15 protein-coding genes and 2 pseudogenes are annotated in these 13,803 nt (G+C 42.5%); 7 read left to right on the forward strand and 10 right to left on the reverse strand.

Annotated features, from left to right (window positions below; translation table 11 throughout):
* Positions 1-15: 15 nt before the first annotated feature.
* From CTT30_RS17230 to CTT30_RS17250, 5 genes are read right to left on the reverse strand one after another with little or no spacing between them, the layout of a single operon-like run.
* A complete protein-coding gene (locus CTT30_RS17230; RefSeq protein ID WP_252037259.1) occupies positions 16-756 on the reverse strand; it encodes an SDR family oxidoreductase in 741 nt (246 codons plus the stop codon).
* Between the two features lie 9 nt (positions 757-765).
* On the reverse strand, positions 766-1,944 hold the full coding sequence (locus tag CTT30_RS17235; RefSeq protein ID WP_252037260.1) for an MFS transporter: 1,179 nt from the start codon (positions 1,942-1,944) through the stop codon (positions 766-768).
* A gap of 32 nt (positions 1,945-1,976) precedes the next feature.
* Positions 1,977-2,966 carry a cysteine synthase A gene (gene cysK / locus CTT30_RS17240; protein WP_252037261.1) on the reverse strand — a complete coding sequence of 330 codons (990 nt, stop codon included), beginning with the start codon at positions 2,964-2,966 and terminating at the stop codon, positions 1,977-1,979.
* A 15-nt stretch (positions 2,967-2,981) separates the two neighbouring features.
* Positions 2,982-3,764 (reverse strand): YqcI/YcgG family protein, encoded by a 783-nt coding sequence (locus CTT30_RS17245; RefSeq protein WP_252037262.1) that lies wholly within the window; start codon positions 3,762-3,764, stop codon positions 2,982-2,984.
* 2 nt (positions 3,765-3,766) lie between these two features.
* On the reverse strand, positions 3,767-4,594 hold the full coding sequence (locus tag CTT30_RS17250) for an arginase family protein (protein WP_252037263.1): 828 nt from the start codon (positions 4,592-4,594) through the stop codon (positions 3,767-3,769).
* Between the two features lie 654 nt (positions 4,595-5,248).
* On the opposite strand from CTT30_RS17250, the gene CTT30_RS17255 reads away from it, so the two are divergent.
* The gene (locus CTT30_RS17255; protein ID WP_252037264.1) at positions 5,249-6,592 is read left to right on the forward strand and encodes an aminotransferase-like domain-containing protein; all 1,344 of its coding nucleotides are present in this window, start codon (positions 5,249-5,251) and stop codon (positions 6,590-6,592) included.
* Between the two features lie 140 nt (positions 6,593-6,732).
* Complete coding sequence (locus CTT30_RS17260) at positions 6,733-7,044, forward strand: transposase domain-containing protein (protein ID WP_255906789.1); 312 nt, start codon at positions 6,733-6,735, stop codon at positions 7,042-7,044.
* Positions 7,045-7,234: 190 nt separating this feature from the next.
* Here the strand turns inward: CTT30_RS17260 and CTT30_RS17265 are convergent, their stop codons facing one another.
* Both CTT30_RS17265 and CTT30_RS17270 read right to left on the reverse strand, forming a co-directional pair.
* Entirely contained in the window at positions 7,235-7,981 is a 747-nt protein-coding gene (locus CTT30_RS17265) for an ion transporter (RefSeq protein WP_045456777.1), read from the reverse strand.
* Positions 7,982-8,045: 64 nt separating this feature from the next.
* Complete coding sequence (locus tag CTT30_RS17270) at positions 8,046-9,248, reverse strand: low temperature requirement protein A (RefSeq protein ID WP_252037265.1); 1,203 nt, start codon at positions 9,246-9,248, stop codon at positions 8,046-8,048.
* A gap of 298 nt (positions 9,249-9,546) precedes the next feature.
* Here CTT30_RS17270 and CTT30_RS17275 point away from each other — a divergent pair, with 298 nt between their 5' ends.
* From CTT30_RS17275 to CTT30_RS17290, 4 genes are all read left to right on the forward strand, one after another.
* A complete protein-coding gene (locus CTT30_RS17275) occupies positions 9,547-10,131 on the forward strand; it encodes an NAD(P)H-dependent oxidoreductase (RefSeq protein WP_252037266.1) in 585 nt (194 codons plus the stop codon).
* Positions 10,132-10,141: 10 nt separating this feature from the next.
* Positions 10,142-10,708 (forward strand): carboxymuconolactone decarboxylase family protein, encoded by a 567-nt coding sequence (locus CTT30_RS17280; protein WP_252037267.1) that lies wholly within the window; start codon positions 10,142-10,144, stop codon positions 10,706-10,708.
* Positions 10,709-10,783: 75 nt separating this feature from the next.
* Positions 10,784-11,440, forward strand: a complete 657-nt coding sequence (locus CTT30_RS17285; RefSeq protein ID WP_252037268.1) for a DsbA family oxidoreductase — start codon at positions 10,784-10,786, stop codon at positions 11,438-11,440.
* A gap of 139 nt (positions 11,441-11,579) precedes the next feature.
* Positions 11,580-12,119: a peroxiredoxin family protein gene (locus CTT30_RS17290; RefSeq protein WP_252037269.1), complete on the forward strand. Its 540-nt coding sequence runs from the start codon at positions 11,580-11,582 to the stop codon at positions 12,117-12,119.
* A gap of 107 nt (positions 12,120-12,226) precedes the next feature.
* Here the strand turns inward: CTT30_RS17290 and CTT30_RS17295 are convergent, their stop codons facing one another.
* The 3 genes and pseudogenes from CTT30_RS17295 to CTT30_RS17305 all read right to left on the reverse strand — a co-directional run.
* Positions 12,227-12,592, reverse strand: a complete 366-nt coding sequence (locus tag CTT30_RS17295; protein WP_006962697.1) for a winged helix-turn-helix transcriptional regulator — start codon at positions 12,590-12,592, stop codon at positions 12,227-12,229.
* 154 nt (positions 12,593-12,746) lie between these two features.
* A pseudogene (locus CTT30_RS17300) lies at positions 12,747-12,860 on the reverse strand (NAD(P)H-dependent oxidoreductase); the annotation flags it as partial.
* A 184-nt stretch (positions 12,861-13,044) separates the two neighbouring features.
* Positions 13,045-13,209, reverse strand: a pseudogene (locus CTT30_RS17305) (isocitrate lyase/phosphoenolpyruvate mutase family protein); the annotation flags it as partial.
* 233 nt (positions 13,210-13,442) lie between these two features.
* Between CTT30_RS17305 and CTT30_RS17310 the strand changes: the two are divergent.
* Complete coding sequence (locus CTT30_RS17310) at positions 13,443-13,802, forward strand: YciI family protein (protein WP_239864476.1); 360 nt, start codon at positions 13,443-13,445, stop codon at positions 13,800-13,802.
* Position 13,803 lies beyond the last annotated feature (1 nt).

Here is a 13,803-nt window from a genome sequence, read left to right on the forward strand (position 1 = left end):
TAACTATTCCTTATACTACCACGGGAGAACGGATTTCATATGAACAAACTGACCACTCATTGCGTTCTCAGTATCAAGCGCAATTTCAATCGCAGTGATAGCGCCTTCCTCTGGTGTAAAAACACCATCGCCATCGTTCAAATCAGTTTTCGTATAACCTGGGTGGACACTATTAACAGTGATCGAAGTGTCTCGAAGCTCATAGGCAAGATGAGCTGTCCAAGAATTTAAAGCGCTTTTTGAAGCACTGTAGGCTGGTAAAGATTTGAACTCGTCAGAATAAGTGTATGAAGTACGATCACTATGTAGGGTTATCGAACCCAAAAGACTCGATACATTGAGAATTTTCCCGGCCTTTGAGCGCTTAATTAAAGGCAAGAAACTACATGTTACACTCACTGCGCCAAACAGATTTGTATTAAAAGTTTCCCACCATTGCGCGAGAGGTTGTTCAGAAGGAAGCTTGCCATACTTTTCCACTCTTATAGCGGCGTTGTTAATTAGTATGTCTAGCTTTCCAAACATACTTTCAACATGACTAGCTGCTTGTTCAATTGACTCATGGTTAGTGATATCCATTGGCAAGCAGTAAGCATCAATACCTTGCTCTTTCAAGTCGGCGACGGCTTGTTTGATTGCTGGCACATTTCTGCCAGCAAGAAGTACTTTGTGGCCTGCATTGCCAAGCTGCTTAGCAATTTCAAAACCAATGCCTTTGTTAGCTCCAGTAATGAGCGAAATCTGAGAATCTGACATGTAACCTCTTTAGTTCCTAGCTTTAATCAAGGGAGCTTGTTTTTTGTTTCTTATCTCTATCAGCTTGCCAAACCCTATGACGAAACTAATAGCGAGTAAAAGTGATAGGAAAGTCATCATCGCCATCCAATTCCCAAAGCGTTGCGCCACTAGACCTGAAGTGATTACAGGTATAGAAAAACCAATATAGGAATATATATACATACCTGCTGTAGCACGGGCCTTATCAATGCTGTGATTGCTTGTAAACTTAAATAGGGCAGCCATGTATGTGAGCCCGTAGCTCGAGAGACTTGTGCAAGATGCCCCGATCAGAATTATCGTAATTGACTTCTGATGGTATCCAAATGCTATGAGACCAAAGCCTATTATTGTCAAAAAGCACCCACAAATCAGGCTTACACTTGAAGGTATACGCTTAGCATTGTGCTGTATAAAAAAGCCGGTACAGATTGAAAGGAAAACCATCATACCCGTCCAATCACTAAATCCGATTTCACTTAATAGAACCGGTACGATAGCGATTACCATGCCTGTAGTTGCCCATGCCATCATCATCCCCAAGCCATAGGTCCATGTATTGGGGGGAAAGCAAGGTGAAGTGATGATCTTAAGATCTGGCTTGATGATTTGATTGGTAGGTAGTCGGGAAAGCAATACCATCAAGATAGGAACCAGTAAAAATAGACTTAGGTAACTGTAGGGAAGCACAGTCACTCCAGTCACACTTAGACTCGTGCTGGTTGCAAGCGCACCACTACCAAAGCCAATTGATGTGGAGGCAGCAACAAGCAAAGTGCCAAACTTCAGTTCTTCTTCGTCGATAAGATCATAAATATACGCAGAGACGGAAGTGGTGGTTAACGCAGTAGCGACACCTAATAACAGTCTTGCAATAAATAAGGAGTTCCAGTTTGGCTGCACGACTAGGAGCGTTGTTGCACCAACGCTCAAAACTAAGGCAATGAATATCGGCTGCTTTCGGCCTACCTTGTTTGATATACCACCCAATAAGAACAAAGTAGGTAAAAGCCCCAATACATAAGCTGCAAAGGCCACGGTTAAAGCCGCAGTACCCATATTACTATTTTCGGCATAGAGGCTATAAAGCGGAGCCTGAAGATTCACAGAAAAGGTCACGCTGAACATAACCAGAGCCAAAACACTTAATGATATTCGCTTTTCCATACGCTCATTCCTTTAATTAGTATTGAGTGAGATTACATGTCACACCCAGCAGTAGCTCGAGTTTCACTCCATGTGGTAATGCAGCTATCCGTTTCTTCATTTCCAAGATCACCAAATAGCTCTGTTGATAAATATCTCTCTCCGGTATCAGGTGCCATAGCTAATATGACGCTTCCTTCAGGGGCAGTCTTAGCAAGCTCTAACGCTGTCGCTACGGTCGCTCCTGCTGAAATACCAACAAGAATCCCTTCATGTCGGGCTAAATCTCGTGCAGTAGTGATTCCTTTGTTGCCATCGATTACGACGAGGTTATCCACCACATTTTCATCAAGAACACTTGGTACAAAATCCGGTGTCCATCCCTGAACTGGGTGAACCGTCCACTGATTTTTTGCCAGAATACGAGCGCCTTTAGGCTCAGGTACGACAATCTCTACGTCAGGTCGAGCTAGCTTAAGCATCTGTCCAATACCTGTAAGAGTTCCGCTTGTACCAAATCCAGTAACAAAATAGTCCAACCGTTTCCCAGCGAAATCACTGAGTATTTCGCTCGCCGTAGTCTCACGGTGATAGGCAGGGTTGGCAGGGTTATCGAACTGACGAGGTCTAAACCAACCATTTTCTTCAGCAAGTTGATCTGCGATTCGATTTCCACCGCTACTACCTTGTTCACTCGGAAATAAAATGACTTCTCCGCCGTATGCTCGAATTAATTTTCTGCGCTCTAGTGAGTATCCGTCGCCCATCACGGCAATAAACTTGTAGCCTCTTGATGCGGCTACCATAGCAAAGGCGATTCCAACGTTGCCCGAGGTGCACTCAATGATCGTGTCCCCTTTCTTGAGCTGACCCTTTGCCTCTGCATCCAAAACGATTGAGAGCGCAAGTCTGTCTTTTACAGAGCCTCCCGGGTTGAAAGATTCAACTTTTACGTATACCTCAACTCCTTTGGGAGCTAAGTCGTTAAGTTTGACGATAGGAGTACGTCCAACGATTTCAGTTATTGAGTTGTACAAAGTCATTAGCTTTCTCTCTTATTAGTTGTGTGATTTGAACGGACACTGACTCGGTCTAGGAACATTGGTTTCTTGCAACTGATACTGTCGCCACTCAAGGTTCTCTTCGTCACCATAAAAGCCAAGTTCAGTTGGCATAAGACCATCATTGTAATTTTTTACGCGACTTCGAATGCGTTCCCTGGCCTGTCTTCCACCTTTGGTTTCTCCATTGGCGACAATGTCAAAGATTTCTCTCGCGTTAACTACGAAGTTAAGATGCGAGCCTAGATTCCTATTTTTAAGTTGATGATGTTGATTCGTGCTCATGTTGATAAACAACTCGACGCCATTAAAGCAATAAGTCCACTCTGATGATTCGGGTTCTCTAGGCACATGGCTTGGCCACTCATCGATGTCGTGCTGGTGAGTCCAGTTAAGAATGTCCCAACCTAGCTCATGCCCAGACAAGGAAGGCGAGATGTCAGGGGCAAAGAAAACGACTAATGGCGAAAACATGCGCTTGTTGACTGGAGTGGCATTTATCATGTCTGTGTAAGCGATTAAGCCATGCAAAAACTGATAGTAACCATTGTGTTCATCCGCATCGCAAAACAGCAAATGGATGGATTTAGAGCTCCAAGCTCTTTTACTAAACAAACAGGGAAATTCTGGCGAACTGACTCTAGAGCTGAACTCTTCCCATGCTTCTTTTTTCCACTCTGATAATTCATCCAACTTTGGTAGGAGCTCTGCATGCGTGAGAAGAGTTTTATGGCGTTCATTGCAAGCAGGTGTTGATAGAGAGCTTTCGATGGTTTTCATTATTAAGAGTCCTTATTCTGTTTGAATAGGATATCCACTGCTTGAGAGATTAGATCAAGTCCTTCTGAGTTAGCTGCTGATAAATGACTGTCAGCGCAAAACTCAGCAAGTTCTAATCCCATAACTTGAGCACTAGGTAGTGATTTGAAAAGTTCTAATAACTGAGCAAACTTCAGCCCACCTTCGACTTTGAAGTCAGCTGAGATCTGACCCGGGTCCATAACATCCCAATCTACGTGTATCCAAACTTTGGAGTCTCCAATGAAATTAACAACCGAATCTGGAGTCAGTTCGGCTGGCGGTATGTGCAATACTCCAGCGGAATTAACATTGCTAAGCTCTTCTTCGTCGATGTCATGAACGCCAATTAAAGCAACGTTATTGGCGTTAACGCCCATTCCGTAGCCGCTATCCCACAGCCCACAGGTTGCTGCTAGCACCATGCCTCCAAGGTAGCCACTTTCTGTTGTCTCCGGTGTGTTGAAGTCGCTATGTGCATCAATCCACAAGACTTTGACATCTGGATAGCTAGAGGCAACAACAGGGAGCGTTGCTAGGCTTGCAGAGCAGGTATTTGAGGCAAAGATAACAGGGACGTTACTGTTTGATAGACATCGAGACAGCTCACTCTGCAATTGATCAAGCGTTTTTCCTGCTTCAGGTAGGGCTACACTCCAATCATCGTTTTTAGCAGGCGATCTCTTGCCAATATAGTTCGGTGTAGTCTCATACTTTTGAGCTAGTTTCTCAGCTGTCAGTTTTGCACCTTCTAGCATTCGATCAGACCTATCTCCGACACGGCCTTGTGAGCATATAATTTGAAAGGACATTTAAAAGACTTCCATAACATTAAAAAGGAAGTGGGTTTATAACCCACTTTAAATAAACTTAAAATATATAGAAAACACAGACTGTTAATTATTAACAGCATATCAATCCTAAAACCAGAAGATATTAAGGTGTATCTATAAAAGGATGATACTTGGTTAACCAAAATATGTCATATTCACTTTGATTCTTAACATAATAATCCAAATTAATACTTGTGACATTGATCTATAAAAACAGGAAAGAAATTTAAATCCATTAATTTCATAATGTTACGACATTCAATTTGATTGAGTTACGTTAAGAAATAATCTTTCCATTGGGATTTGCAATATTATTTCTCGAATTTATCTAGACAAAATTGTATCTATTACAATTCGGTAATTGAATTAATTGTCTATATTTTACTGATATGAGAACAGGGAAGTTGTATTTATTACAATATTTAAATTGCCATTATTGAGAAAATAATAATGATGAAATAGATTACTGACATATATACCTTTATTAGCACCTGATTGACATAGAACTTCCGCAAGATAAGTCAGTCATAACTCGATGTTAAATCCTTGTGTCTAGGTCGCTAATCTTGTAAAAAGGTCAGAGAGCCAACACACTTTCATGTATTAAAAATCAAACAGTTATGAGGTCTAATAGTGAAAGCTAGATACAAAAACATTGTCGATAGATATGCGGACGCGATTAGATCTGGTCGTTTGCATTCTGGGACAAAACTGCCCACACACCGTAAGCTTTCCTCTGAAGAATCGATTTCATTAGCGACTGCAACGAGGGTCTATGCTGAATTAGAGGTTATGGGGCTGGTAAGTGGCGAAGTAGGTAGAGGGACGTTTGTGCGGGACATTAGTCTTCCCTCAAATCATGGTATGGATCAGCAAATGATTGCCTCTGATGTTGTAGACCTAAACTTCAACTACCCCTCATTGCCTGAACAAGGGGAGCTTCTGAGGCATGCACTGCGTTCTTTGTCATTCTCAGGCGGCATTGAGGCTCATCTTCTATATTCACCTCATGCGGGCTCATTGAGCGATCGCGAAATCTTTGCTCTTCATTTTTCAAAACATGGCATGACATTTAGTGCTGAAGAACTTTTAGTCGTAAATGGAGCTCAGCATGGGCTAATGGTAGCCGTTATGGGCTTGTTGCAGCCGGGAGATGTCGTCGGTGTAGACGCATTAACTTATCCCGGATTTAAAGCTTTAGCACAGCTCTATCATATTGAACTAGTGCCAATCCCATTTGATACAGATGGCCCAAATCTCAATGCTCTTCGCCAGCTTTGTAGCCAAAGAAAGATGAAGGCAATCTACACTATGCCAACCTTACATAATCCACTAGGCTGGGTGCTAAGTGCTCAGCAGCGTATTGAGATCGCTGAAATTGCTCGCCTGCATGACTTACTGATAATTGAAGATACAGCCTATGCCTATCTAGTTGAGAACCCACCATTGCCGATTTACCACTATGCGCCTGAGCGAACGGTAATCGTAACGGGTTTTTCAAAAAATGTTGCCACCGGCCTGCGCATTGGGGTTGTAATTGCCCCTAAGAATCTTAGAGCTGGGCTAGAAAGGGCAATTCGTGCTACCACATGGAACACGCCATCCATATTAACTACTATTGTCAGAAATTGGGTAGAAGACGGGGTCGTTAAGGAGCTAGAAGAGAAAAAGAGAGCAGACGCGATATCGCGGCAACTCTTAGCGAAAGAGATCTTAAGCCCACTTAAATATATCAGTCATCCCACATCATATTTCATTTGGTTACCTTTAGAGGAAGGCATTCGTTCTGACAACATTACGTCAACTCTAATAAAGCACAATATCTCTGTGTCTACAGCGGACCCTTTTTCTGTAACCAAAACGATTCCTCATGCACTAAGAATAGCACTTGGTTCTGTTAGTACATCATCACTACAGTCTGCTTTACAGACAGTAAGAGACTGCATTATTGACATTGACTTAAGCTCTCCTCAATAGCGGCAATAAGGACAATCAATCCTAACTGAATAATTTGAAAAAGCCCCTCGAATGAGGCAATGTAAATCAGATAAGGATCGGTTGAGCGATCCTTCTGATGAGAGACAATCGGAAGCCTGTTTCTAGGTTTCCGATTTTTTATGTCTATTCAAAACTGTTTTGCTGATTTTCTCGAAGAGAATCCTGATGATATAGCTCAACTCACCACGTTCTCTGAACATATCCCAGATGAGTGGGTTGCTAAAGCAGCCACTCTTTCCGATAAAGCGGCTATTCGCCGCCGTCGATTACCAAGTGACATGGTCTTATGGTTAATTGTCGGCATGGCTTTCTTTCGTTATGAACCTATTGCCGAAGTAGCACGAAGAATGAATTCTATCAGCGCTACTTCACCAATATGGCATGCTACCGCCCTCACAGTTAACAGTTTTACGCAGCCCATCGTAGCATAGTACCTGTGTGGCTTCTTTACGCTGAGTGTTGCCTCATGGTATTAGGTCAAGTATGGAATAAGACATGCAGCCAATGTGCGTAGAGCTGCTGCTCTAACCAATTTCGGGGCAAAAATGAGTTACGAAAAATTGAATATTTACAACTCATGAATAACTACAAGTATGGTAAGTCTAGCCGCAGGATAGCTGACTACTCATTTCTTTCAGTTTGCTTTTTTAGTATTGATTTCAATTCCCGAACCTCTGCTTTGAGCTCATGCACCTCTTCTAAGATCTGAACCTCCATCTTACGCTCGTTAGAAGTGTCCATGATCCACGAGGCGAGAACCGCGGTAAAGCTACCAAACATACCAACGCCAGTCGTGATTAAAACAATGGCAACAATGCGCCCTTCTAGAGTCACAGGGAAAAAGTCACCGTATCCAACCGTTGTGATGGTGACGAATGTCCACCAAAACGCATCACCAGCGGTATGAATATTGGCACCCGGCATGTCCTTCTCAAGATAGAGAATATAAATCGAACCAAACACCATCATCATCAATGAAGTGACCACCATAAAATGCAGTGACGTCGACGCTTTGTTCTCATTGATTGCATGAGAAATCATAGAGATAGATTTGATCGCACGGATTAGGCGAAACACACGAATCAAACGAGCAAACTGGTTCATCTCCATTAACGGAATACAAGAGATAAGGTCAAGCCAGCCCCATTTCATGTATTCAAGCTTTGATGGCGCAGCACGATACTGCTGCACAAAATCGATAAAGAAGATCATGCAGATAAAGGTATCTACGTAAATCAATATCTGAAGAATTTCAGGCGGTAACTTAAAGATAAGTTCAACGGTTAATGAGACCACAACAAACAAAGACAGTATTAAGACTGCCAATTGAAAGCTTGTGATTTGTTCCGGTACTTTTGGTCGATACATAATGGCAATCCAGTAAACCGCAAAGTAGACTGCCCTGCGGTTCAAACAAAAGGGCTTAATCGAGCTATTGCGCAGCTTCTTCAGTCAGGGTTTTAAATGCAGTTCTCACAGGAATGAGGATCTGAGAGAACAATGCTGCTCCCCATACGACATTGGCTACAATTGAAGGAACAAACGACACAATAGCAAGCGTCACAAAGCACAGCGCAATACCAATATAACGAACTTTAGCAGTAGCAAAACGATGGGCCGTGCGAAGTTCAATCACGTTTTGAATCTGAAGCAAGCAATACAGGTATGTCGCCAAGCCTAAACAACCAATCAACGCATATTTGAATGGGTATTGATCCATAAAGCTAATCTTCACTTCCGCTGACAGTGCAACACCTATCATGACAGCAGAAAGCATCAAGAACAGGTGAGCGACCGTCCACTTGATGAATGTTTTCGGCTCATTATCACGCGGCTTGCCATTACCAACAAAGTCAAAATAGATCCAACATAAAACGAAAATAGAGAGACCACCAAATGCGTAATTAACAAACACATCGCCAACCACATCATCGATGCCCTTTTCTGCAAGAGTAATGACAAGCTTAAAAAAGCCCTCGCCAGCAACGATAAGTAGTAGCAGTACAAAACGTTCCGCCATATGTCCAAAGTGCGGTAAGAATCGCTTGCTGTAAAGTACGCCAACTTTTGGCGCGACATACAACGCAGCTAAAACCACCATCCCGGCAGCAAAGACCATGTAGCTATATGGCGCAGGGAGAAACGCACTAATAAAGAAGATGACTGAGCCAATAGCAAAGTTTCGTGACATGCGACTTGGTAGACAAGTCTCACTATCTTCGACCGTTTTAGCCCTGAAATAGAGCAGTGACATAATCGCTCGGTTTATCGCGTAACCTATAGCAAAGTAAGCCCAACCAGCACCATCAATATGCACTATCGCTGATGACATGATCATAATGGTGATAATCTGCGCCGCCATAATGTAACGGTGCTGGACATCGGTGCTGACATAAATGGAGTTAAAAAGGCTTAAGTCAAACCAGGCAACCCAGATCACGGTAAACAGTGCAGCAAAAATGGCAAAACCACCAAAGCCAAGATGATGACTTAAGAAGTTCCCAAGAACAAAAATCGATACCACATGGGCTAAATCGTAAAAAAGCTCAATCCAATGCACATGATCATTGCTGCTATCTGCATCAATATGATGTTTTGGTTTACGCCACAATGGGTGTTTTTGGGATAAATCCATACAGTTATGTCCTATAGGTTAGTACTCTATTCTGTTTATGTGGTTTATTATTGTAACCTCCGGTGATATTTCAATTAGTATCCTTTTGGTAACCTATTTCTGCTTATCTACGCCCGCCCTTAACCCTTAAAAAATAAAGTGCCTATTAAACATTAAGTTACTGTCAATTTTACTGAAATTTATAGTGGTTACTAAAAGTTAACTAGTTGTAGTCTAATTCTAGGTAACCATAATAAACCGCAAGACAGCGAAATCATTATTCGCTCTGTAAACATCCAAATATTGAAGGGTTAATATCATGAGTAACGTTCTAATCATTAACGCACACGAACCATCTCCATTTTCTGAAGGCAAACTAAATGCGGCTTTGGTTGAAAAAGCACGCACTCAGTTAGAATCAAAAGATCACGAAGTTCGCGTAGTGACAATGCAAGATGACATCGTAGTTGATGAGCAACTGGCGAACTTTGAATGGGCAGACCGAGTGATCCTTCAATCACCTGTCAACTGGATGACCATCCCATGGTCTTTCAAGAAATACATGGATGAGGTATTCACTGCGGGGATGGGTGGTGCGCTATGTGCCTTTGATGGCAGAACGCCAGAAGAACCAAAGAAAAATTATGGAACAGGCGGGACTCGTACAAATACGAAATACATGCTCTCTTTTACCTTCAACGCACCAGAAGAGTCATTTAATGATGATAGCGAGTACCTATTCCAAGGACGTAGCGTTGATGACTTGATGTTCCACATGCACGCAAACTTCCGCTTCTTTGGCATGTCTGCACTGCCAACGTTCGCTTGTTATGACGTAATGAAAAATGCGGATGTTGAGAACGACTTTGCTCGCTTTGAAGCGCACCTAGACGCTAACTTCTAAGGAGATAACCATGAGCACTGAATTTACTTATTACAACGCCGAAACCGCACCTGAAGAGTCTAAAGCTCTGGTAGAACAGTCTCTTAAAGGCTTTGGCATGCTACCCAATCTGCACGCAGTTCTTGCTGAAGCACCAGCGACGTACGAAGCATACAACACGGTTTTCGAACTGTTTATCAAGAACACAACATTCAGCCCGATAGAGCAGCAGGTGGTCTTCATGACAGCGAACTTTGAGAACAACTGTCACTACTGCGTTCCGGGTCATACATGGATGATGAAAGCAGGCAAAATGCCAGATGAAGTGATTGAAGCGCTGCGCGAAGGTACTCCAATTCCTGATGTGAAGTTACAAGCGTTGCATGATTTTACCAAAGAGCTGCTTGATAACCGTGGTCATATTGGTGATGAAAGACTGCAAGCCTTCCTAGATGCAGGTTTCACCAAGCGTCAAGCACTTGAAGTATTGACGGGTTTGTCTGCAAAGCTTATCTCGAACTTCACTAACGCACTGGCACATACTGAACCTGATGCGCCATTCCAAAAATATGCGTGGACGCATCCTAACGAGCGTTAATCTAAATCAACAGCAATAACACCACTCAAGTACTGTTTGCGTAACGCCTACAGTACTTTCTAATAAGGAATCATCATGAGTAATATGATTAAACTCGACATTATTAGTGATGTCGTTTGCCCTTGGTGCATTATTGGTTACAACCACTTACAAGCCGCTATTAAAGAGCTTGGCATTGAAGACTGCATCGATATTGAATGGCAACCTTTTGAGCTCAATCCGGATATGCCTGCTGAGGGAGAAAACCTTCGTCAGCACGTTGCACGTAAATATGGCAGTAGCGTAGAGGAAAGTAAAAAGGCGCGTATTCGTATCGCCAGCATTGGCGCGGAGCATGGCTTCAAGTTTAACTACTTCGATGACATGAAGATGGTGAACACATTTGACGCACACCTTCTGCTTGATTACGCCAAGAGTTTGGGCAAGCAGACTGAACTAAAAATGCGTTTATTTACCGCATTTTTCAGTGAGCAGAAAGACGTCTCTGACCGCGAGATTCTCAAGCAAGAGCTAATCTTTGTAGGCCTTGACCCTGAAGAAGGAATGCGCTGGCTAAATGATGCGGAGCAACGTAGTGCGATACGTAACGCAGAGAAACAATGGCAGCAAATGGGTGTTTCAAGTGTGCCAACGGTCGTCTTCAACCGTGAGTCTGGCGTTTCTGGGGCGCACCCAGTTGAAGGTTATAAACAAATCCTATCTGAACTGATGGCTAAGGCGGATGCAGAATAATGCTTTGCCGTTTTCATCCAGACGAGGTAGACATTCTCACGCCCATAACTAGGTTACTAAAAGTATACCAGTTGCAACTGGTTTCCTAGTGGCTTATCTTTTTATCTACTTAGTTGTAAACCCAATTCAAGGAGTCGAGATGACATACTCACAGAAGCTCAAAGCCGGTGACACTTTCCCTACATTAGAAGCAACAACCTTGGATGGGACCAAAGTTACGCTAGGTCAGCCTCTAGGTGATGCAACATGGCAAGCGGTGTTTATCTATCGTGGTAAGCATTGCCCGCTTTGCACCAAATATCTTAATGAAATTGAGACCTACAAACAGGCCTTCAGCGATGCAGGCGTTGATATTTTGGCTGTCTCTGCCGATTCAAAACAACAATTAGAGCAACATCTAGAAAAGCTCGATATCAGTTTCCCAATTGCTTATGGTCTAAGTGAGCAACAAATGAAGACGTTAGGGCTTTATATTTCTCTACCGCGTTCTGAAGCAGAAACTGACCATAACTTTGCAGAGCCAGGGCTGTTTGTCGTCAATGAGCACGGCAATGTCCATGTCGTTGACCTATCAAACAACCCATTTGTAAGGCCTGAGCTTGGCGCATTAACTCGCGGTCTAGCTTGGATTCGTGATCCAAATAACCATTACCCAATCCGAGGAACGCTAGACTACTAAGTCTCAAACCTCACAAGGCAAGAAAGAAAAAAAGCAATCTCGTAACAGATTGCCTTTTTGTATCGGTTGTTCAGTGATTGTTTGAACCAACACTACATAGCTGAACATCATTTAATCTGAATATTGTTACTTTCAGACCACTTCCTCAATTCATCAAGAATTGTCAGAGCGCTTGTGCCAAACTCAGTCAGCTCATAACTCACCGCTAGAGGCTTGTCATTGATCACGCGACGTACCACCATATTTTCACTTTCTAGCTCTTTTAGGCGCTGGTCAACCATCTTCTTACTGGCTCCGCCCAACATTCTTGTAAGATCATTAAATCTGACTGGGCCGTCTTTCAGGTGGTAGATGATGGAACCTTTCCACTTAGAACCCAAGATCCGCATGCCTTTTTCTATCGCACAAGGCTCAGAGCAGGCATCGATAACATTTTTACGCCCTCTTGGATCTACTTCTACTCTTGCTTTCATACAACCTCACAAATCAAGAAACCAGATAGCAGGGGTTCATTCATTGAAAGAAGCCACAAGTCCCTAGTTTAATTCTTACACTATAGTAGCATTATGCGCTGATTGAATTAAGTTCTCAGTAGAGGCAATTAGCGAACCCTACTGCTTTTGTTAATTAAAATAGCTCGTTAAGGTGCGATTCAAAGCGTGCAAAGTCATTTTCAATATCGGCATTCTTCATCACGTCATAACAAGCAAAAGTCGGCAATGCTGACATACCAAAGAAGCGTTAAGTTTACCTTCTGAGAAAGGTGATGGTTCGTGAGCATTGATGATAAGAACATGACTCATAGCTAATTACTCCACTAAAAAATAGATTGGATAAACCAATGAAACCCTCGTCTCTTGCGGTATATATTAGTTACCTAATATTGGATTACAATTAGTATACTTTTAGTAACCTACCCTAAAGAGTATTCGGAATTTTCTCCATCTGCCTTTCCAAGGTTATTCGCTATAGCTGCGCTAGAAGTACCAATGACAGAAAACCCAACATTTTCGGCAATCTTCGCGCTTGGTATATCCCATACATTACAAATAACTATCGGTTCGTCCATTTTATGCATATTCTTGAACACGTCTCATACCTCCATTTACTTTTGTAGTGAATAGTTTCAGGCAAATGCTATCAACGGAACGAAAGAAACGTTCGCTGTTTTCGGAACTGAATAATAAATATTGAAATTGAAGAATATTTAGTCTTTGTTCTACTGTACATCTACAAAAACTGAAAAAATTTTGAGTGCATGTCGAAAATAGCCAAGCGCAAACGTCCTTGAGTATGAAAGAACAAACCAAAAGGAAACTTAAGATGAAATACATGCTTTTACTTTATGCTGCACCAGATCAAGAACCAGCATTTGGTACCCCCGAATTCGACAAGATGATGGAAGACTTTGCCCTCACGACGGAGACTTTTGAAAAGGATGGTGTACTTGTTGGCGGAGAAGGTTTACAGGATGTTAATACGGCGACTTCACTGCGGATTAAATCCGGCAAGGTAGAAACTATGGATGGGCCTTTTGCTGAAACACGTGAACATTTGGGTGGATACTATATTGTTGATGTCCCCGACTTGGATGCGGCACTGCGATGTGCAGAAATCATTCCCGTGGCTAAGTTTGGTACTATCGAAGTTCGCCCTTTGTTAGATTATAACGAAGTAGGTTAGT

The sequence above is a fragment of the Vibrio coralliilyticus genome (genome assembly GCF_024449095.1).
GTDB lineage: Bacteria > Pseudomonadota > Gammaproteobacteria > Enterobacterales > Vibrionaceae > Vibrio > Vibrio coralliilyticus_A.

What these genes read in the sequence shown, in the direction of transcription:
- CTT30_RS17265 (WP_045456777.1), bottom strand. Translation starts at nt 7,981, where the DNA reads ATGTATCGACCAAAAGTACCGGAACAAATCACAAGCTTTCAATTGGCA.
- CTT30_RS17230 (WP_252037259.1), bottom strand. Translation starts at nt 756, where the DNA reads ATGTCAGATTCTCAGATTTCGCTCATTACTGGAGCTAACAAAGGCATT.
- cysK (WP_252037261.1), bottom strand. Translation starts at nt 2,966, where the DNA reads ATGACTTTGTACAACTCAATAACTGAAATCGTTGGACGTACTCCTATC.
- CTT30_RS17310 (WP_239864476.1), top strand. Translation starts at nt 13,443, where the DNA reads ATGAAATACATGCTTTTACTTTATGCTGCACCAGATCAAGAACCAGCA.
- CTT30_RS17290 (WP_252037269.1), top strand. Translation starts at nt 11,580, where the DNA reads ATGACATACTCACAGAAGCTCAAAGCCGGTGACACTTTCCCTACATTA.
- CTT30_RS17270 (WP_252037265.1), bottom strand. Translation starts at nt 9,248, where the DNA reads ATGGATTTATCCCAAAAACACCCATTGTGGCGTAAACCAAAACATCAT.
- CTT30_RS17280 (WP_252037267.1), top strand. Translation starts at nt 10,142, where the DNA reads ATGAGCACTGAATTTACTTATTACAACGCCGAAACCGCACCTGAAGAG.
- CTT30_RS17245 (WP_252037262.1), bottom strand. Translation starts at nt 3,764, where the DNA reads ATGAAAACCATCGAAAGCTCTCTATCAACACCTGCTTGCAATGAACGC.
- CTT30_RS17260 (WP_255906789.1), top strand. Translation starts at nt 6,733, where the DNA reads ATGTCTATTCAAAACTGTTTTGCTGATTTTCTCGAAGAGAATCCTGAT.
- CTT30_RS17295 (WP_006962697.1), bottom strand. Translation starts at nt 12,592, where the DNA reads ATGAAAGCAAGAGTAGAAGTAGATCCAAGAGGGCGTAAAAATGTTATC.
- CTT30_RS17235 (WP_252037260.1), bottom strand. Translation starts at nt 1,944, where the DNA reads ATGGAAAAGCGAATATCATTAAGTGTTTTGGCTCTGGTTATGTTCAGC.
- CTT30_RS17285 (WP_252037268.1), top strand. Translation starts at nt 10,784, where the DNA reads ATGAGTAATATGATTAAACTCGACATTATTAGTGATGTCGTTTGCCCT.
- CTT30_RS17250 (WP_252037263.1), bottom strand. Translation starts at nt 4,594, where the DNA reads ATGTCCTTTCAAATTATATGCTCACAAGGCCGTGTCGGAGATAGGTCT.
- CTT30_RS17275 (WP_252037266.1), top strand. Translation starts at nt 9,547, where the DNA reads ATGAGTAACGTTCTAATCATTAACGCACACGAACCATCTCCATTTTCT.